The organism is Agrobacterium sp. CNPSo 3708, from assembly GCF_028674915.1.
In the GTDB taxonomy this organism is placed as follows: Bacteria; Pseudomonadota; Alphaproteobacteria; order Rhizobiales; family Rhizobiaceae; genus Agrobacterium; species Agrobacterium cavarae.
Genome location: NZ_JAQZSF010000005.1, coordinates 244,197 through 262,813 on the forward strand (window position 1 = coordinate 244,197; position 18,617 = coordinate 262,813).

At 58.4% G+C, this 18,617-nt stretch carries 14 protein-coding genes; 6 read left to right on the top strand and 8 right to left on the bottom strand.

Features of this window, described 5'->3' with window-relative positions:
* Positions 1 to 80 precede the first annotated feature (80 nt).
* Genes PVA19_RS13020 through PVA19_RS13030 form a run of 3 tightly spaced genes read left to right on the top strand, consistent with a single transcriptional unit; the run spans position 81 to position 3,918 of the window.
* Complete coding sequence (locus PVA19_RS13020) at positions 81 to 629, top strand: 2Fe-2S iron-sulfur cluster-binding protein (protein ID WP_236760379.1); 549 nt, start codon at positions 81 to 83, stop codon at positions 627 to 629.
* Entirely contained in the window at positions 626 to 1,615 is a 990-nt protein-coding gene (locus PVA19_RS13025) for an FAD binding domain-containing protein (RefSeq protein WP_116494393.1), read from the top strand. The genes PVA19_RS13020 and PVA19_RS13025 overlap by 4 nt, the downstream gene beginning before the upstream one ends.
* On the top strand, positions 1,612 to 3,918 hold the full coding sequence (locus PVA19_RS13030) for a xanthine dehydrogenase family protein molybdopterin-binding subunit (protein ID WP_274102817.1): 2,307 nt from the start codon (positions 1,612 to 1,614) through the stop codon (positions 3,916 to 3,918). The genes PVA19_RS13025 and PVA19_RS13030 overlap by 4 nt, the downstream gene beginning before the upstream one ends.
* 84 nt (positions 3,919 to 4,002) lie before the next feature.
* Here PVA19_RS13030 and PVA19_RS13035 read toward each other — a convergent pair whose 3' ends face one another.
* The 5 genes from PVA19_RS13035 to PVA19_RS13055 are packed head-to-tail and all read right to left on the bottom strand — an operon-like array spanning position 4,003 to position 8,437.
* Positions 4,003 to 4,956, bottom strand: a complete 954-nt coding sequence (locus tag PVA19_RS13035) for an aliphatic sulfonate ABC transporter substrate-binding protein (RefSeq protein WP_274102818.1) — start codon at positions 4,954 to 4,956, stop codon at positions 4,003 to 4,005.
* 45 nt (positions 4,957 to 5,001) lie between these two features.
* On the bottom strand, positions 5,002 to 5,706 hold the full coding sequence (locus PVA19_RS13040; RefSeq protein ID WP_274102820.1) for an ABC transporter ATP-binding protein: 705 nt from the start codon (positions 5,704 to 5,706) through the stop codon (positions 5,002 to 5,004).
* Positions 5,703 to 6,539, bottom strand: a complete 837-nt coding sequence (locus tag PVA19_RS13045; protein ID WP_274102821.1) for an ABC transporter permease — start codon at positions 6,537 to 6,539, stop codon at positions 5,703 to 5,705. The genes PVA19_RS13040 and PVA19_RS13045 overlap by 4 nt, the downstream gene beginning before the upstream one ends.
* The gene (locus PVA19_RS13050) at positions 6,532 to 7,665 is read right to left on the bottom strand and encodes an LLM class flavin-dependent oxidoreductase (protein ID WP_274102822.1); all 1,134 of its coding nucleotides are present in this window, start codon (positions 7,663 to 7,665) and stop codon (positions 6,532 to 6,534) included. Before PVA19_RS13050 ends, PVA19_RS13045 begins: the two co-directional genes overlap by 8 nt.
* Position 7,666: 1 nt before the next feature.
* Positions 7,667 to 8,437 (bottom strand): ABC transporter substrate-binding protein, encoded by a 771-nt coding sequence (locus tag PVA19_RS13055; protein ID WP_274102823.1) that lies wholly within the window; start codon positions 8,435 to 8,437, stop codon positions 7,667 to 7,669.
* Positions 8,438 to 8,646: 209 nt separating this feature from the next.
* Between PVA19_RS13055 and PVA19_RS13060 the strand changes: the two genes are divergently transcribed.
* Positions 8,647 to 9,039 (top strand): ArsR/SmtB family transcription factor, encoded by a 393-nt coding sequence (locus PVA19_RS13060; RefSeq protein ID WP_082546489.1) that lies wholly within the window; start codon positions 8,647 to 8,649, stop codon positions 9,037 to 9,039.
* 112 nt (positions 9,040 to 9,151) lie between these two features.
* Here PVA19_RS13060 and PVA19_RS13065 read toward each other — a convergent pair whose 3' ends face one another.
* Positions 9,152 to 10,471: an LLM class flavin-dependent oxidoreductase gene (locus PVA19_RS13065; RefSeq protein WP_274102825.1), complete on the bottom strand. Its 1,320-nt coding sequence runs from the start codon at positions 10,469 to 10,471 to the stop codon at positions 9,152 to 9,154.
* Between the two features lie 369 nt (positions 10,472 to 10,840).
* Here PVA19_RS13065 and PVA19_RS13070 point away from each other — a divergent pair, with 369 nt between their 5' ends.
* Positions 10,841 to 12,748, top strand: coding sequence for an AI-2E family transporter (locus PVA19_RS13070; protein WP_443111642.1), 1,908 nt, complete (start codon positions 10,841 to 10,843; stop codon positions 12,746 to 12,748).
* A gap of 315 nt (positions 12,749 to 13,063) precedes the next feature.
* Positions 13,064 to 14,224 carry a GGDEF domain-containing protein gene (locus PVA19_RS13075; protein ID WP_062426825.1) on the top strand — a complete coding sequence of 387 codons (1,161 nt, stop codon included), beginning with the start codon at positions 13,064 to 13,066 and terminating at the stop codon, positions 14,222 to 14,224.
* A 193-nt stretch (positions 14,225 to 14,417) separates the two neighbouring features.
* Here PVA19_RS13075 and PVA19_RS13080 read toward each other — a convergent pair whose 3' ends face one another.
* Together PVA19_RS13080 and PVA19_RS13085 are read right to left on the bottom strand one after the other, a co-directional pair.
* The gene (locus PVA19_RS13080; RefSeq protein ID WP_274102827.1) at positions 14,418 to 16,178 is read right to left on the bottom strand and encodes a BatD family protein; all 1,761 of its coding nucleotides are present in this window, start codon (positions 16,176 to 16,178) and stop codon (positions 14,418 to 14,420) included.
* Positions 16,179 to 16,192: 14 nt separating this feature from the next.
* Positions 16,193 to 18,616: a VWA domain-containing protein gene (locus tag PVA19_RS13085; RefSeq protein ID WP_274102828.1), complete on the bottom strand. Its 2,424-nt coding sequence runs from the start codon at positions 18,614 to 18,616 to the stop codon at positions 16,193 to 16,195.
* Between the last annotated feature and the right edge of the window lies 1 nt (position 18,617).

Consider the following 18,617-nt stretch of genomic DNA (forward strand, 5'->3'; position numbering starts at 1 on the left):
CGTTTCGACGGAACGCCACGACGAAACAGGATGAGAAGTTTCACACAGGCCGTGGAGACGCGTTCATCGCGGACCTTAAGATGAGGAGATCTGCAATGCGATTTAACATCAATGGAACGGCAATGGAGGTCGAGGCGGACATCCGCACCTCGCTGCTCGATCTCATGCGCAACTATCTCCATTTGACCGGCACGAAGAAAGGCTGCGATCAGGGGGCGTGCGGGGCATGCACCGTGTTGGTGGACGGTGAGCGGATAAACTCCTGTCTCGCGTTGGCCGTCCAGTATCAAGGCCGAAACATTACGACAGTGGAGGGCCTTGCTGCGAACGGCAGCCTTCATCCATTGCAAAAAGCCTTTATAGAGCATGACGGGTTTCAATGCGGATATTGCACACCCGGACAGCTCTGTTCCGCCGTTGGCATGGTGGGCGAAATTGAACGAAATATCCCAAGCGTCGTCACTGCCGATCTTGCAAGCGACCACATCATCCTCGACGAAACCGAAATTCGCGAGCGCATGAGCGGCAATCTCTGTCGATGCGGCGCCTATAACGGCATCGTTGAAGCCATTTCGGAAACGCTGCTCGAGCAGAGGTCGGTCAAAGTCAGCGAGAGGGCACCGGCATGAATATTTTCTCCTATCACCAGCCAACGGACGGTGTATCGGCCGTCGCGCTCAAAGAGGTCGGCCCAAAAGCCAAATATTTGGGCGGCGGTACCAACCTTGTCGATCTCATGCGTGAGACGGTCGAGAGACCAGAAGCGCTGATTGATGTTACGCAGCTTTCGAACACGATCGAATTGCGGGCAGATGGCAGCCTTCTGGTTGGCGCCGGAGTAAAGAACACGGCGCTTGCCACGCACGCGGTCGTGCGGTCGCAATTTCCGGCCCTTTCCCGCGCCATTTTGGCGGGTGCAAGCGCGCAAATCCGAAATGTCGCAACGGTGGGCGGCAACATTCTTCAGCGCACCCGGTGCCGGTATTTCTATGACAATGCCGCCACATGTAACAAGCGCCAACCGAATTCCGGCTGTGATGCCCTGGAAGGGTTTAATCGCTACCATGCGATCCTCGGCGCATCGAAAAGCTGCGTCGCGACGCATCCTTCGGATATGTGTGTCGCACTTGTCGCCCTAGATGCGGTGGTCCATCTCCAAGGGCCGAAAGGCACGCGCAAACTGCGTTTGCAGGATCTTCACCGTTTGCCCGGCGAGACGCCGGAGATCGAAACAGAGTTGCATCCGGATGAACTCATCACCGCGGTGGAAATTCCTCCGCTGTCTTTTGGCTATCGATCCACCTATCGAAAGGTAAGGGATCGCGCGAGCTATGCTTTCGCTCTCGTCTCCGTTGCCGCTGCCCTCGATATCAATGGAGCTGGCGAAGTGCAGGATGTCAGGCTGGCTCTTGGTGGCGTGGCACACAAGCCTTGGCGGGCACTTAAAGCCGAAGCGATTTTGAAAGGTCAGAGCGCTACCGCCGATACCTTCCGTGCCGCCGCCGAAGCGGAACTCGCTGACGCGATTGGCTTGCGAGACAACGCTTTCAAGATCGAGTTGGCAAAGCGCACCATCGTTGCGGTTCTTGAAGAATTGAAGGGAGAGAACGCATGAGCTCCGACACCAAGATCCTACCTGATGCAGCTAGACAAGGTCGCTGGCAACCCGCGGTTACCAGTGACCCGCTTTTGCGAAAACATGGATCGCTTGGGCAGTCCGTATCGCGCATCGAAGGCCCAATGAAGGTCCAGGGAAAAACGCGCTTTGCGGCGGAATTTCCCTACGATAATATCTGCTATGCAGCCCTTGCTTTCAGTACTGTTGCGCGCGGTCGCATCATCGAATTGCATGTCAGTGCGGCAGAAGCCGCACCCGGCGTCATTCTCGTCATGACCTATAAGAATGCACCGAGGATGAAGGCACCCTCGCTGATGATGTCATCTCCGACAGCCGCCGGGGCGAGCGATCTTCCTGTGATGCAAAACGACGAAATCCATTGGAACGGTCAGCCGATTGCTTTGGTGCTTGCCGACACACAGGAGCAGGCGGATTACGCTGCATCGCTTATTGAGGCGAAGTATGAACTGATGCCCGCGGTCCTGTCCTTCGAAGAAGCAAAAAAATCGCCAAGGCAACTCGAAAACCTGCTCGGTCAGCCCCCGCTGGTTGAAATTGGCGACGCCGAGGCTGCATTGGCGAATGCAGACGTCAAGGTCGATCTCGTCTACCGAACACCACGTCATAACCACAACGCCATTGAGTTGCATGGGGCGACGGTTGTCTGGAACGATGACGAACTCCGCGTCCACGATGCCAGCCAGTTGCTTGACCTGACCACGGGACAAATGGCGGATATTTTCGGCCTCGATATCAGCAAGGTTCATGTGACCTCGCCTTACGTTGGTGGGGGCTTTGGCGGTAAGTGCTTGTGGGATCATCAGATCCTGGCTTGCGCGGCGGCGAAACTTGCAGGGCGGCCTGTGCGCATCGTCCTGTCGCGCGAGGGTGTGTTCCGGATCATCGGCGGACGCACGGTGACTGAACAGCGCGTGGCCTTGGGTGCACGAACCGACGGGACGCTTGATGCGCTGATCCACACCGGTACTGCTGCGATGACGCCACATAATTCCTGTCCGGAGCAATTTACTTTTCCTGCTCGCCATCTCTATGGCGCCAGAAACTTCAGGATCGGACAGGATGTGGCAGACCTGGACATGCTGGTGAACACGTTCATGCGCGCGCCGGGAGAGTCCGTCGGCACTTTCGCGCTTGAATGTGCCCTTGATGAACTCGCGGAAAAACTGGGGCTTGATCCCATTGAATTGCGTCGGCGGATCGAGCCGGAGACGGATCCAACGACCGGAAAGCCATTCTCTTCCCGCTATCTCATTGGAGCCTATGAGAAGGGCGCGGAGCAGTTCGGTTGGAGTAAGCGAAGCCAGACGCCGCGTCGAAGACGCGAAGGCGAGTGGCTCATCGGCATGGGATGCGCGACTGCGACCTATCCTTACCATCGTTTTCCTGGTGGTGCGGCGCGGATCAGGCTGACGGCGGACGGCCATGTTACGGTTTCGACTGCTGTCCATGACATGGGCATGGGAACGGCCACCGCTCAGGTACAGCACCTTGCTGCCCGCTTGGGTCTCCCACTTGATCATGTCACTTTTGAATATGGCGACAGCCGACTGCCAAGGGGCGTGATCGCCGGGGGCTCGACGCAGACTGCATCCATCGGCGGCGCCATCATCGCGGCAACCGAAGTCTTTGTCGAAGAGTTGATCAAACTCGCCGGCAACGACTCTCCCCTTGCTGGCCTTTCGCTTGCGGATGTCGAGACCAGAGATGGTGGGCTGGCGCATATCAGTGACAGCAGCCGGTTCGAAAGCTATCGATCGATCCTTGAAAGAGCTGGGAGAGAAGACGTCGTTTGCGAGGCGGAAGCACCCGCGCCTGCAGAAATGCAGGCCTTTTCGATGCACTCTTATGGCGCGCAGTTTTGCGAGGTGCGTGTGAGTGAGGTGACAGGCGAGGCCCGCGTGTCCCGCTTCCTGGGTTCGTTCGACGCAGGGCAGATCCTCAATCACAAAATGGCAACCAGCCAGTTCAAGGGTGGCATCATCATGGGCATTGGTCTCGCGCTAACCGAAGAAACCAACTTCGATGAGCGGACCGGGCGCGTCGTGAACGCATCGCTAGCGGATTACCACGTGCCAGTGCAGATGGACGTCCCGGCAATCGAAATCCTCTACACTAACAAGCCCGACCCGCAAGCGCCGATGGGCGCGCGCGGTATCGGTGAAATTGGTATAACCGGGGTCGGTGCGGCCGTTGCGAATGCGGTTTACAACGCTACAGGGATTCGCGTTCGCGATCTCCCCATCACCTTGGACAAGCTGATGACTGGTATTGCTGACTGATGCGTCACGCCTAAAGGTGGTCGCCCGGAATTTGGGATTTCATGGAAAGAGCCGCGACAGACGCGGCTCACTTACCGCCGGCCGTCATTTGAGAGAAACGACACTGTCCTTAACATTCGGAAGTGCTGGAATGATGCCGCTTTTGGCATACCATTCAGCGACGGCTCCAATCTGTTTGACGTCCGCATCGGTCACGGACGTGGTGGGCACGGCGTTGTTCTCGCCAATTTTTGCCGCGAGATTGCTCGGGACATTCATCTCCTTGACCCACACCGTGCCAGCTTCTTCCTTATTGGCGACGGCCCAGGCGTTCTCGGACTTGATAACATCGAAGACGAGTTGGAGTTGGTCTGCCTTCGACGTGGCAAACTCCTTGCTGGCAACCAGAACGACGGCATTGTCCGACTTGATCGCCGCCCCATCGGCAACCACCTTCCCATCATAGGCGGTTTCCGCGATGGTCAGGAATGGGTCCCATGTCGCCCAGGCATCGACGTGACCCTGGGTGAAGCTCGGCCCGCTATCGCTTGGGCTCAAGTACACACGCTCGACGCTTTTCGGGTCGACACCATTGGTCTGCAGACCCTGCATCAGGAGATATTCACCGGTACCACCCCGATTGACGGCGACCTTCTTGCCGGCAAGATCCTTGATCGAGGCGATGCCGGAGTCCTTTTTCACCACGATGCCTTCAGCACCCGGAGACATTTTCTGGTAGGCGAAAATGACCAGCGGAATTTTAGCCGACAAGGCAGCAATCGCCGATGTCGAGCTGCCTGCCGTGATGTCGATGCTGCCAGCGTTGAGCGCTTCGAAAGCGGGAGCTGCTGCGGGGAAGGGGCCAGCCCATTCTACTTTAATGCCCTTTTCGGCGAGCGCTTTTTCCAAGGTGCCGCGCGACTTGGCCAAGGTAATATCGTTCGGCCCGCGAAGCCAGCCGATGCGGATCGTTTGGTCTGCTGCCTGAGCCGCAGGGATAAGGCACGTCACCGACGCCGCTACAACGAGGGCGGATAACAACTTTCGCTTGGTAAACATCATAATATCCAGTCTGCCGCTTCGGCTAGGGAGTGAGGTTTGGCTTCAGGCATGGGACGGTTCGACGCCTAGCTCTTGCAGGAGCTTGGTTTCGACAAGCGTCAGTTGAGGATCGCTTCGGCGCCGAGGATGGGGAGCATCGATGCGGATTTCGCGCGCGATACGCCCCTGATCGAGAACAAGAATGCGATCGGCGAGCGCGACGGCTTCCCATACATCATGGGTGACGAGCAACACGGCGGGCTTGTGCTTGCGCCACAATTCAAAAACCAGATCGTGCATGCGCAATCTGGTCAGCGCATCAAGGGCCGCGAAGGGTTCATCGAGAAGAAGAAGAGCGGGCTCGCGCACCAGGGCACGCGCCAGCGCTGCCCGCTGTGCTTCGCCTCCCGACAAGGTCAGAGGCCATGCATCTTGCCGGTGAGACAGCGCGACATCCGCCAATGCCTGGCTGGCGCGCGAACGGGAGTCCGGCGTCTTCACGCCGAGCGCGACATTGTCCATGACGCTTTTCCACGGAAGAAGTCGAGGCTCCTGAAACACCACCGAACGCCTCAAGGGAATCTCCAGTTTTTCTGCAGGAGCGGCGTCAAGGCCTGATAGCACCCGCAGCAGCGTCGATTTTCCCGATCCACTGCGACCCAGAAGCGCAACGAATTCACCCGGCGCGATGGTCAGGTCGATGCCGTCCAGGATGGCCGGTCCGCCAAAGGAGCGATGAAGCTGTCTGATGTCGACAAGATTGCTCATGCGATCACCTGCGGGCGCCAGCGTAGTGCATAAGCTTCGATCATCCGCACCAGTCCATCCGTCAAAAGACCCATCATCGCGTAAACCAGCAGGCAGACGACGATGACGTCGGTTTGCAGGAAATCGCGTGCATAGGTGATGATGTAGCCGAGGCCGCTCGAGGCATTGATCTGCTCGCCGACCACAAGGCTGAGCCAGGCGACGCTCAGCCCGTAGCGGATGCCGACCAGAAGCGACGGCAGCGCGCCTGGAATGATGATGTGGCGGATAATGCCAGGGGTGCCCAGATCGAGTGTTTGGCCCGCTTCTATGAGCTTCCTGTCGATGCCGCGGATGCCGCCATGCAGCGTCAGATAGATCGGAAAGATTGCACCGAAGGCAACGAGACCGATCTTGGGCGCTTCGCCGATACCGAACCAGAGAATGAAAAGCGGAAGAAGGCCGAGGAAAGGCATGGCTTTCAGCATCTGGATCGGCGGATCGATGACAGCTTCACCGAGCCGTGAGAGGCCGGAAATAAGCGCAAGCGTGATGCCGACGAAGACCGCGATCGAAAACCCGGCCACGACGCGCAAAAAAGAAACAGCAATCCCTGTGATAAGTTCTCCGGACTCGATCAGACGAACCGCCGTCGCGACGATATCGCTCGGGGCTGCAAGTATGCGCGGGGACAACAGACCGACGGTGCTGGCAACTTGCCATATGACGATGAGCGCAATCGGAGATGCGATACGGGCGCCGATCGTCCATAGCCGACCGTCTGCATTCCTCGGCCTGGCGGATTGGTCGGCCCGTTGCCGCTTGTCTTGCGCTGATGCCACTGTGTCAGACATTGGCAGGCTTTCCGCTGAGGTCCCGGTCGAACAGGGTGGACCATGTGAAATGCTTGCGTTCCGGTGTCACGCGCGCCACGGGAAGGCGCGGTAGTACCAGTTCGCCGAAGCGATAGGCCTCTTCAAGCAGGGGCATGCCCGATAGAATGAAGGTATCGACGCCGATTTTTTGGTAGGCTTCGAGCGTGCGGATCACTGTGTCGGGAGAACCGACAATGGCCGTGCCTGGACCTGGACGAACGAGGCCCACACCTGCCCACAGGTTGGGGGCAATCTCCAGATCGCGCAGATTGGCAGGCTTGATGCCGCCATGCATGGCGCTCATACGCTGCTGGCCGACCGAGTCCGTGTTGGAGACGAAACGTTGGTTTGCCGCGATCGCCGCGTCGTCCATCTCATCGTAGAGGTCGGCCGCGGCCTCCCAGGCCTTTTCATCGGTTTTGCGGACGATGACGTAGAGGCGGATCCCGTAGTTGAGCTCTCGTCCGTACTCGGCAGCCTTTGCCTTGACCCGTTGAACCTTCTCCCCCATCTGCTCGGGTGTCTCGCCCCAGGAAAGATAGGTTTCGACGTGCTTGGCTGCGACGTCCATGGCGCTGTCCGAAGACCCGCCAAACCAGAGCGGCGGCGGCTGGATGGAGGTGCCTGCTGGCAGTGCCAGCTTGGCCCCTTCCGTCTGGAAATACTTGCCTTTGTGAGTGACGCTCTCGCCCGCCATCAGCCGGTGCCAGATGGCAAGATACTCATCGGCCATCGCATAGCGCTCGTCATGCGGCAGCATCATGCCATAGGCACCCAGCATCTTGGCATCGCCGGAGACGACATTGAGCATCAACCGGCCGTTCGAAAACTCCTGAAATGTCGCAGCCATCTTTGCAAGAAGGGTGGGCGCGATCAGGCCGGGATGAAATGCGACGAGGAACTTAATTCGCTCTGTGTAGGGCAGGAGGGCACTGGCGAGCGGCCAAACGTCATGCGCACCCGTGGCGAATAGAGCACCGGTAAAGCCCAGATGGTCATAGGCCTGTGCGAGCTGCTTGTAATAGCCATACTCGATAGTGCGGGAGCCTTCCGGCTTCCAGGGATAAGCGCCATCGGGCGCGCACATGTACCAGAGCACGTTCATGTCAGAGATCTCCCTTGTCTACCGGATAGATAGTCAGTTTCGTATCAAGGTCGCCGTGGTGAAAGAGTGTGTCGGCCTCTTCCTGCTGTTCGCGCAGCAGCGCCTGGTCGGCTCCATCCACCTGCCAGTTCCGCTCGGAAACCACGCGGGTCCATGCGCGCCGTTCAGCCTCTTCGCCAGAGGGGGACAGAAGCTCGGCGGCCTTTTCCGGATCGTTGGCGATCTCTCTGCCGAGACGTTTCAACTCGCCAGTGAAGTCCTCCAGGGTTGTCTCGGTCAGTCCGCGATTTTCGATCGTCCAGAAGGTTGAGCGATTGGGAATAAGTGTCCCGCATCGCGCAAGAACGGTAAATTCGCCGCTGACGAGAACCTGCTCCAGATGCGGGGTCATCGCAACCCAAGCCGCGACGGCGTTATCGCGCAACGCCGCAAGAGATTCACCGGGCGACATATCCTGGCGAATGGTGTCCGTCAGGCGCAGTCCGATCTCTTCGAGTTGCTTAGCCAGAAGATAGCTCAAGAAGGAGCCATCGACGAGGGCGATCGGCTTGCCTTTCAAATCCGCGACCGCATTGATGTCGCTGGTTTTCGAGATGAGGATCGCACCATTCGTCGGCCGTGGCGCAGATGCAGCCGCATAGACGACAGGAAGCCCGGATGCTTTTGCGAGGATCGGCGGCGTCGACCCGGTACCGCTGATGTCGAACTCACCCCTTGCCAGCCGCGCGCCGGTCTCTCGGCCTTCATCATAGGCGACAAACTCCGGTTTCATGGTTGAAAATGCGCCCGGCCAGCGAGAGGCCAAGGTGAGATGGAGGTTATTCGGATGATGACCGATCCTGAAAACCAAAATGCGTCCCCTTATTGATCTTCTTTATACAAATTTATATAATGATAGAGTGAAGGGCGCGAGGAATTCAACCCTCTTCCCAGAGGGGCGAACGGAAAATTTTTCTAAGATTGGGAGCGAGGAGAGTGAGCATGCAAGCGTCAGGTAACGGGAATGAACGTAGACCGCACCCACCGAAGGTGAAATGCCGCGCGATCGGTGCGGCATCCGATTTTTTGAAAGCCATGTCCAACCCGGTACGCCTGTCCATCCTATGTGTCTTGATGGAAGGCGCGCGCACCGTTGGTGAACTGGAAGAGATTCTTGACGTGCATCAACCGACCCTGTCGCAGCAGATTGGCGAGTTGAGGGACGCTGGTATTATCGTGGGAGCGAGACAGGCGAAAGCGGTTCTCTACCGTCTTTCAGATCCGCGCGCTGGGCAAATCATCGGTCACCTGCGGCTGCTCTTTCCAGATGCCGATGCATCGAAGATCTGGAAGGGAACACAGTTCACCTCATCAACCGTAGCGCCCATGAGTTGACAGGCTTTCATCGCGCTGGCAAGCACGACATTGAATGAGCCGACTGTCTTCGTTGCCCGCTTGTTCCACGAGGGAGCCCTCACGAAAAGGCTGTCCGAACGCGGGCCGGAGATCAGGCAAAAAAGCGATTGGCTGGTCGTGGCAAGCCAAGGTGCTCGCGCAAGGTCGTGCCTTCGTAGTCGGTACGGAACAGACCGCGCCGTTGCAATTCCGGCACCAACTTCTCCGTCACATCCTGCAGGCCTTGCGGCAGAAAAGGGAAGACGCAGGTAAAACCGTCCGCCGCCTCTTCAGCAAGCCATGTTTCCATCTCGTCGGCAATCGTCTTCGGTGTGCCGATGAAGGCCAGTCCCGCATAGCCGCCGTAGCGTTGTGCCAGTTGCCGCACTGTCAGTTTTTCCTGCTCGGCAAGCCGCAGCACCTGCGCACGTCCGCTCTTACTGGCATTGGTTTCAGGGATTTCAGGCAGAGGGGCGTCGGGATCGAAGCCGGAAGCATCGTGGCCAAGCGCGATGGAGAGGGAGGCGATCGCGCTTTCGTAATGCACAAGGCTATCGAGCCTGGCACGTTTAGCTTTTGCGTCTTCCACGCTGTCGCCGATCACGATCATTGCGGCGGGAAGAATTTTCAAATGCGCGGGGTCGCGACCAACGGTCGGCATGCGGCCCTTGATGTCGGCATAGAGCGCCTTGGCGGTCTCAAAATCACGGGGTGCTGCGAAGACGACTTCGGCCGTTTCCGCCGCTAGTTGCTTGCCGGGTTCCGACTGGCCCGCCTGGACGATGACCGGCCAACCCTGGACCGGTCGGGCAATGTTGAGCGGGCCGCGCACGCTGAATTCTTCTCCTTCGTGATCCAGCACATGCATCTTGTCCGGATCGAAGAAGATGCCGCTTTCCTGATCGCGGATCATCGCGTCGTCGGCAAAACTGTCCCACAGTCCTGTGACAACATCGAAAAATTCGCGGGCACGCTTGTATCGTTCGCCATGCTCCACATGATCGGAAAGGCCAAAATTGCGAGCGGCGTCGGGGTTGGAAGTCGTGACGATGTTCCACGCGGCGCGCCCGCCGCTGATATGGTCCAGAGAGGCGAACCGGCGGGCAACATGGTAGGGCTCGTCGAAGGTCGTCGAGGCGGTTGCCGCAAGACCGATCCTGTCCGTGACGGCTGCCAATGCCGATAAGAGGGTGAACGGCTCGAAAGACGTTACCGTGTGGCTACGCCTCAAGGCTTCCACAGGCATGTTGAGCACTGCCAGATGATCCGCCATGAAGAAAGCATCGAACTTCGCTCGCTCCAATGCCTGCGCGAAGGATTTCAGATGGCTGAAGTTGAAGTTGGCATCCGCCCAAGCACCAGGATAGCGCCAGGCGCCGGTATGAAGGCTGACGGGACGCATGAAGGCGGTCAGGTGAAGCGATTTTTGCATGAAGTCGATCCCGTGGACTGAGGAGGAGACGCGGAGAGCGGGGCGAACTTTATATCGAGACGGGACCGTCTTTGCGCAAGGGTGCGTTCGCTGGCAGTTCGTTCAGTCGAAAAATCAAACTTGCCAGGCTGACTGCCGTCTCGCCCGAAGGCTTCACCAACGTGAACTCTGGTGTCGCGAATGCCAGCAACCTCCGCTCTAGAAACGATATGGAAACGTGGTTTTACTCTGGCTGTAATTTATTTCTCCATCGCCCGATCAGTTTCGTCGCTGATGCATTTACCTGCTGGCCGGAAATCACGGCAATACTTTCAGCGCGTGGGGGGATTTGTGAGCGGTATCGAGAGAAACGCAATCGCAGGAGGGGCAATCTCGAGTGGATCGGGTGCTCTCAAGGTGCCAACCCTTTCTGGTCGGACGATCGTTGTGCTGATCGGCGTCGCGGTCATTCTGTATGTCGGGCAGGATGTGTTCATTCCCCTCGCGCTTGCCCTGCTGCTGACCTTCACGCTTGCTCCGATCGTTAGCTTTCTGCGCAAGCGTCGCGTCCCGAAGATCGCCGCCGTCCTCATGGCGGTGGCAAGCGCCTTCCTGGTGATTGCGGCTTTCGGCTTCATCGTCGCGGGACAGGTGGCCAATCTGGCGGACAACGTTCCGACCTATCAGCGCAATATCGTCGCGAAGGTACAGGCACTGAGCCAGGCTGGGTCCGGCAGCGGCGTGCTCGAACATATCAGCAAGGTCGTTGAACGCATCGGCTTGGAAATGCAGGACAATGCCGAGGAGAGCAAGGAGGGCGCCGCGGTACAAACGTCCAAACGCGAACCGATGCCCGTTGAAATCATTACGCGCTCCAATCCGGTGCAAACGCTCGGCAACTTCATCCTGCCGCTGATCAGCCCGTTCGCGACAGCTGGTCTGGTCATCGTCCTCGTCATCTTCATGCTGCTGGAGCGTGAGGAGCTACGCGATCGGTTCATCCGTCTCGTCGGGCTCGGCGATCTGCACCGGACAACGGCAGCGCTGCAGGATGCGGGAAAGCGGGTTGGCAAATACCTCCTGATGCAGCTTGTCGTAAACGCGCTTTATGCCCTTCCCATCGCGATCGGACTGTGGGTGCTCGGCATTCCGAACGCTATTCTCTGGGGACTGCTAACGCTCGTTCTGCGGTTCGTTCCCTATATCGGCCCGGTGATCGGCATGATCCTCCCGCTTTTCCTGGCGCTGGCGATTGCGCCCGGATGGTCTCTCGTCGCATGGGTGGCAGCACTTTTCATCATAACGGAACTCGTCAGCAACAACGTCGTCGAGCCTTGGCTTTATGGTAGCCATACTGGTCTCTCCCCACTCGCGATCATCGTTTCAGCGATCTTCTGGTCATGGCTCTGGGGACCAGTCGGGTTGATGCTATCCACCCCTCTTACCGTCTGCCTCGTCGTGCTCGGGCGCCATGTCCCACAGTTCAGCTTCCTCGACGTTCTTCTGGGGAACGAGCCCGTCCTGCAGCCACAGGAGAAGCTCTATCAGAGACTTCTTGCGGGAGACCCGAACGAGGCGACCGATAACGCCGAAGATTTCCTCGAAGACGAGTACCTCCTCGATTACTACGAGCAAGTCGGATTTCCGGCTCTGAAACTCGGTGAGTTGGATCGCCAGCGGGGTGTGATGACGGAAGCGCAGATTGCCCTATTTGCGTCCACGACCCAGACACTGATCGGCAATCTGGCAGAGATCGCCATCGAGGAAGAGGCCGAACGCGATGTGTCAGTGCCAGACGAGGCTGCACAGGTCGAGGCAACTGAGAATCCCGCAACGACGCAAACCAAGAGGAAATCGGTCCTCTGCATTGGCGGCAGGGGCGCGATGGACGACGCTGCCGCTTCGATGATTGCGCAAGCTCTTGCTATCCAGGGGGCGACGGTTTCCCAAGCCGAGCATTCCATGGTCAGCGGTACGACCGTAAACCTACTCCCCCTCTCAGGGATCGACACGGTCGTCATCGCATTTTTGAACGCAGGGTCGAGGGCTCATGCCCGCCAAGCTGTACGCCGTCTCAAGCGTCAGAAGCCATCTTTGCGGGTAGGGATCGTCATGCCAGCGACCGATGGTGACAGAGAAAGTCCGCTAGCGGCAGACGACATCGACGCCGACTTCGTTGCGACCGGCATCACTCACGCTGTCCGGGGCGCTCTTTCGGACGGAGATGCTGTTGCGATACGCGTCACGAAACGCGTGGGGCGGGCGCGCGAAAGGAAAGTCAATCCGCTCGTCGCGTGAGCAACGATGCACTCGGCTCGTTTTGATCCGCCTTGAAACGGTCGTCGTGGGCGGACCGCCGACCCTTACCATATTTTGGTGTTGCTGGTGACCCTTGGCACAGCGTTCCCGGTTCGTCGAATGCGCGTCGCGATCTTCCAGATCAGCCCCTCTCGATTCAGGCCTTATTCTTTGCAAAGCCGGTGACCACTTTTGCGCGACCTGCTTCAAGCATCACTGCCGCGCTGAAAGCGTCGAATTCCCGCGCTTCAAGGCTTTCGCAAAAGATTAAGCAATCTTGAGTAGGAGTGCTGCAAGAAAAAATTGTGGTGTTGAATGGCTACCGAACTAGATCTTCCGACTGTTCTTTTCCTCCAGAAGACGTCTTATATCGCGGGTGCCGTGACCCTAGGATACTTGCGACTGAGCTTCTCTGGGGAACGAGGCGTTGGACTGCTCGCTGTAAGCTTTTTAATTCTGGCAGCAGGCTCTACGCTTGCGGGATATGCTGAGCTTCATCCGGCTCTCTATGGCGTTCTCAGCCTCATAAATATAGCCTGTGCCGTTCTCGGGTATTGCCTGCTGAGTGCAGCCTTTGTTCTCGTCAGCAAGCCGAAACGGAAATTCCATCCCTGGCTTGTCTTCGTGCCTATGCTTGGGATCCTGTTTGCAGGTCTCGTCACGCAATTGCATCTGAATAATACCTACCGGGCCGTAACCTTTACGTCCTTGGGATTTCTGGCATTTGCTGCGACAGCAGTGGTCGTCATGCGCGACGCTCGTCGTGAACCGCTTCCTATCCGAAAGTTGGTTGCAGGGACGCTTGCGGCTACCAGTCTTCTCTCGTTAACGATGGCCATCGAATTCTGCTTCAACACATTCCCAATACTGGGAGTGGTCGACGGATTTTCGCTGATGATCATTTCCAAATTCGTCTTAGCAGTTTCGATCGTGATTTTTATTAGCGAGCGTCAGCAGACCGAGATCAGACAGTTGGCCAATCGCGATCCACTGACCGGTCTCTACAATCGTCGTGCATTTGGCGAGATCGTGCCGACCCGCCTTCAGGAAGGGGACGCCATCCTCTTTCTCGACATAGATCACTTTAAGCAATTGAACGATCATTTTGGGCATGCTGCCGGTGATCAGGTTCTCGTCATGATGGCCCAAGCGATCCAGTCGACCACGCCGTCTTCAGCTTTGCTGGCACGCCAGGGCGGCGAAGAGTTTGTTGTTTTCCTTCCAGCAGAGGTTGGTGACGCCAAACTCCACGCAGAGCGAATTCGAAAGACGGTTGCGGACTTGCATTTTCCAGCGATTGCCTCGGAAATTAAAGTGACCATCAGCGTCGGGATCGCTAGGGCATCTCGTCAACGGGCGGGGCTGTCAGAAGTTTGTCGTCAAGCCGACCGGGCTCTGTACCTGGCTAAAACCGGGGGACGAAATCGTGTGTGTGATGCTGATCACAATACCCTCCAGCAAGCTAGCTTCGGTTGAAGCCTCTTGTTCTCTAAACTCTTGGAGCGCCATGCATCCTTTTGGACGCACGGCGCTCCAACTCTTTCAACCTACGCATCGTGCCTATCCGAAGATCGAGTTCGGTTTCCGCGCCGATGCTATAGGATGCAATGCTCCGCTATCGCATACCATCTGGGGCTCGCCGGTCCCGGCGGGCCCCGGTCGTCATGCCTCAGGCCGGATAGAGCGACGGTAGCTTCGACGAGGTCTTGCCCTGCGTATTGCCGATCTTGCGGTCTTCCCTTGCAAGGACGTTAAGCCAATCGTGGGTTTTCGCCTCTGCTGCTTCTGCCACAGGCGCGAAGGCGGCTTTTTCCAAAGCGGCAATTGCCTCTCTGGCTGCATCCGTCATGGCAGGGTCACCACCGGCCAGCCGGCGCCAGGCGAGAACACAGCCGTAGGATCCGCGCAGATCGCCGGATTTCCCCTTGCTGATCGCCAAAGCCAGTTGCTTGCGACGGTCGGAAGAGGTGTCCGGACGCTCTTCCTGCTTGGATGTATTTGCCGCGACGGGTTTTCGGAGGCTTTCATTGGCTTGCTGCTTTCGTCTGAGATAAAGGGCAACCCCGCCGAGTGCGGCCAGAACCGCGGCGCCCCCCAGACCGGCAATCATATAGGCGGGCAAGACCTCGGTGTTTTCCGGATGTCCTTGCGGCTTGACCGGAGAGGCAGGTGCGGCTTTTTGCGCCGCCGCGGTTTGGTTGGCAGGTGGTATCGTTCCCTCGGCCTTGATAACCTCGCTTGGCAGAGTGGCCGTCTTTGCTTCTCCCGAGACACTGTCGGTCCAGTTCACCTTGATCTCCGGTAGCGTTATCTCACCACCACGGGTTGGGACGACGGAGACGAGAAAATCCTTTCTGGCCACGGTGCCGTCAGCCGTTTGATCCTCGCCCGTCTGCGTGTCATCAAGATAAATGCGCGCGCCATCCGTGTTTTCGAAGGACAGGTCGGGAAGCTGAACTGTGCTCGCACCAAGCGCCAGCAGGCTCACGCGCCGGGTTACCGCTTCTCCTTCCTTGAAGACCGGGTGTTCGGGAGACCATTTGGCGGTTAGCTTGACGTTCTTGGCGGGCAGGAACCACTGGTGCTGCCCGGAGGCGGCGTTGGGATCTGCGCGTACCGTCAGTTTGATCGGTTCGGAGCGAACGGCAAACGGTTTTCCGCTGTCGAACATGTCGTTGAACATGGACGAGGGGAAGCCCGGGAAGCCCTGGAAGTCTGCGAAGGGATCGCGGCCCCGCGCTGAAGGGTCCGCGACCGAGCCGCGCAGGACGAAGGGGGGAATTTCGATTGCACCCTTTTCCTGGGGCTTGAGCATATAGGTGCGCTCGATGACGTTCACCGTCTGCCCATTCCGGGTGGCCTGGCTCACCCTGTCTTCTCCGCGTTGAACGAGTTCGAATGCGCTTGATTGCGGTGCAACGAGTTCGGCGCTCTTTATCGGCGCGCTGGTCTCGATCCGCACGGTCAGCGGTGTTTCCTGAAACAGGAAGGGGTTGCCGTCCTTGAGGCTTGCGGAAAGGTCGATCGCCGAGGTGCCGGTGGCTTTGGGCATGGAGCCCGCATCCACCACCTTGATAGCGACCGGTGAGCTGCTCAGGCTTCCCGCGGTTATTGCGGGAATTTCCGGTGTGCCCATCGACTTCGGTGACAGGGACACGATCCAGCTTTCGCTTTGGGACCGCTTTCCGTTGATGATTTGCGTCGACGAGGACTGCGATGTGCCCAGGACTTCAAAATCCTTCTGCAGAGGCGTAAGGTCCGGGCTTGCATCCGCCTGGCCGTTGGTCGTCAGCGTCAGCTGAAACGTGTCGCCTTGCGCCACCGTGCCGCTGTCCACGCGGGCGGATAGCCCTGCGGCGAAGGCAGGAACGGCAAGCGCAATCGAAAGAGCAGCAGCGCTGACTGTGGTCTTGAGGCTATTGAAATTCATAGTTCTGCTTCCTCTTAGTTGGAGCCAGACCGAAGCTGGGCGTAGTGTTGACGAATACGGGCACGCAGCAGGCCGGACGGATCGTCAGGAACTTCGCGCAACTGTTGCTCGACTGCCTGATCGACGACCGGAGCCCCGGGTACGGAGGCCTTTACCCGCTCGCCGCCCTTGTCGGTGCCATTGCCTTCCAGGACACTGGACAGCATTTTCGAAAGAGGGTTTTCACTTTCCTTGCCGGCTTGTCCGCTTTGGTTGCCGGAAGCGCTTGCCTGCTGACGGGCCTTGGCAGCCTCCTGTGCGGCCTGATCCGCCTGGGCGAGCCCCTCGGGACCGGTCTTGTCTTGCTGCTGGCCTGCCTGCTCGCTGCCACTGTCCTTACCCTTCGGCTCGGTCGCAGAGGCATCCTGCATTTGTTGCTGGCCAGCACCCGCGTTTTGATCCTTGGCCTTTTCTGCTTCAGCCTTTGGAGACTGGCCGGCTTTTGCCTGATCGGAGGGTTTTGATGCATCGGCCGATGCCTGGTCTTTGGGTTGTTCACCTTTCGACGCGCTTTGCTGGTTGGCGCCTTCCTGCGAGCTGTTTTCCTGACCCGGCTGAGCGGCAGACTGCTGTTGATCGCCCGATTGGCCGGATTGTCCGTCTTTCTGTTTCTGCGACTTTTCAGAGGCCTGCTGCTGGTCCTGCTTTCCGGACTGACCCTGAGATTGCTGCTGATCCTGCTTTTGACCGTTGCTAGCGGATTGCTGTTGCTGGTCCTTATTGCCGGAACCACGGGCCTGCTGCTGTTGGTCCTTTTTATTGTTCTGGCCGGATTGTCCGCCGTTTTGTTGCTGGGAATTCTCCGAAGCCTGCTTCTGGTCCTGTTGGCCACCTGCGCTCTGTTGCTGCTGCTGGCCTTGCGAACCGGACTGCTGATCTTTTTGATCCTGCTGGCCGGACTGACCCTGAGATTGCTGCTGATCCTGCTTTTGACCACTGCCACCAGACTGTTGCTGTTGGTCCTTTTTGTCGCCTTGGCCAGATTGCTGCTGCTGCTTGTTTTTCTCCTGTTCCTGCTTTTTCTGATCGTCGATCAGCTTCTGGACGAGATCACGATTGTGCTTCGTGTCCGCATCATGAGGGTTGGCAGCCAGCGCCTGGTCATATGCGCCAAGCGCCTCCTTCAGCTGGCCGGATTTCGCAAGCGCATTGCCGCGATTGTAAGCACTCTCGGAAAAGTCCTGAGCCGCTGCCGCGTAGTCACCCGCGCGGTAGGCTGCAGTGCCACGCCAGGAGGGTGTCTCGAACTTGCCAGATGCCGTGTTGAAATCTCCTGATGCGAAAGCCTTCTTGCCTTGCTGGTCGGAGGTCGACCATAGGTCCTGCCAAGTCCCTGCATGGGCCTGCCGTGTCGAAAGGCCGGGCACGAAATTCAGGCATACGATCAGTCCGATGGCGAAGACCAGGCCGCGCCGGAAGGCAAAGGGCAGAAGCAGGACCGGCAGGATCAGGAGCCAGTAGCCCATGTCGACCCAGCTGTCGGCTTTAAAGTCCTGAGCTTTGCCCGCGGCTTCAGCCTTTTCGGTCTTCGGCAGGATGCGGTCCAAATCGGTGCTGTTTGCGGACACGCTAGAGTAGACACCACCACCTGCCTTGGCGACTGTGCCAAGAGCTTCCGCATCAAGCGACGTCGTTACTTTTTCGCCGGAGCGATCGGTAATGGCCTGACCGCCTGCCGTCTGTAACGTGGCTCCCTTTTCTGTGCCGACGCCGAGAACCGAGACGGTATAACCGGCTTTGCGTGCATCGGCTGCTGCCTTTTCAGTTGCTGCCGCATCACCGGCATTATCGGCGAGCAGCACGATTTTACCCCGCGTTGCATTCGCTCCCTTCAAGACGGAGACCGCCTCCGAGACAGCAAGATCCGGCCTGTCGCCCAGTACGGGCATCAGTTTGGTGGAAAGGTCGGGGATCATCTGAGAAATCACTTTGTTGTCGCTTGTCAGAGGTGCGGCGACGAAGGGGATGTCCGAATAGATGACCAGTGCGTGCTCATCGCCTTCTGTACGGGCGAGGACGTCGCGCAACTTGTGGACCGCACTGCGCAAACGACTCGGCGACAAATCGTCTGAATTCATTGATTGCGCCAGGCTGAGAACCGCAACCACGGGCTCTCCACCGGTAAAGGAGGGAACCTCAGCCTTCTGCCAGGTCGGCCCTGCGAGCGCCGTGACCAGGACAACCAGCATGGCCGCTGCCACCGATGGCAGGAAGCGCGATGCGCGGGCTGTTGCGCCGCTCATGGCCAAGTAACGGAGCAGGTGCGCATCGACATATTTGCCCCAGTTGCCGCCGGTGGCGCTCTTGCGGGACCGCATGACGAGCCACAGAAGAAGGCCCGCCGGGATCAATGCCCAGAACCATTCCGGGCGCATGAAGTGGAACAGATTGGTTTCCATG

Excerpts from the sequence above, each read along its gene's own strand:
- PVA19_RS13020 (WP_236760379.1), top strand. The coding sequence starts at position 81 with ATGAGGAGATCTGCAATGCGATTTAACATCAATGGAACGGCAATGGAG.
- PVA19_RS13025 (WP_116494393.1), top strand. The coding sequence starts at position 626 with ATGAATATTTTCTCCTATCACCAGCCAACGGACGGTGTATCGGCCGTC.
- PVA19_RS13030 (WP_274102817.1), top strand. The coding sequence starts at position 1,612 with ATGAGCTCCGACACCAAGATCCTACCTGATGCAGCTAGACAAGGTCGC.
- PVA19_RS13035 (WP_274102818.1), bottom strand. The coding sequence starts at position 4,956 with ATGTTTACCAAGCGAAAGTTGTTATCCGCCCTCGTTGTAGCGGCGTCG.
- PVA19_RS13040 (WP_274102820.1), bottom strand. The coding sequence starts at position 5,706 with ATGAGCAATCTTGTCGACATCAGACAGCTTCATCGCTCCTTTGGCGGA.
- PVA19_RS13045 (WP_274102821.1), bottom strand. The coding sequence starts at position 6,539 with ATGTCTGACACAGTGGCATCAGCGCAAGACAAGCGGCAACGGGCCGAC.
- PVA19_RS13050 (WP_274102822.1), bottom strand. The coding sequence starts at position 7,665 with ATGAACGTGCTCTGGTACATGTGCGCGCCCGATGGCGCTTATCCCTGG.
- PVA19_RS13055 (WP_274102823.1), bottom strand. The coding sequence starts at position 8,437 with ATGAAACCGGAGTTTGTCGCCTATGATGAAGGCCGAGAGACCGGCGCG.
- PVA19_RS13060 (WP_082546489.1), top strand. The coding sequence starts at position 8,647 with ATGCAAGCGTCAGGTAACGGGAATGAACGTAGACCGCACCCACCGAAG.
- PVA19_RS13065 (WP_274102825.1), bottom strand. The coding sequence starts at position 10,471 with ATGCAAAAATCGCTTCACCTGACCGCCTTCATGCGTCCCGTCAGCCTT.
- PVA19_RS13075 (WP_062426825.1), top strand. The coding sequence starts at position 13,064 with ATGGCTACCGAACTAGATCTTCCGACTGTTCTTTTCCTCCAGAAGACG.
- PVA19_RS13080 (WP_274102827.1), bottom strand. The coding sequence starts at position 16,178 with ATGAATTTCAATAGCCTCAAGACCACAGTCAGCGCTGCTGCTCTTTCG.
- PVA19_RS13085 (WP_274102828.1), bottom strand. The coding sequence starts at position 18,616 with ATGGAAACCAATCTGTTCCACTTCATGCGCCCGGAATGGTTCTGGGCA.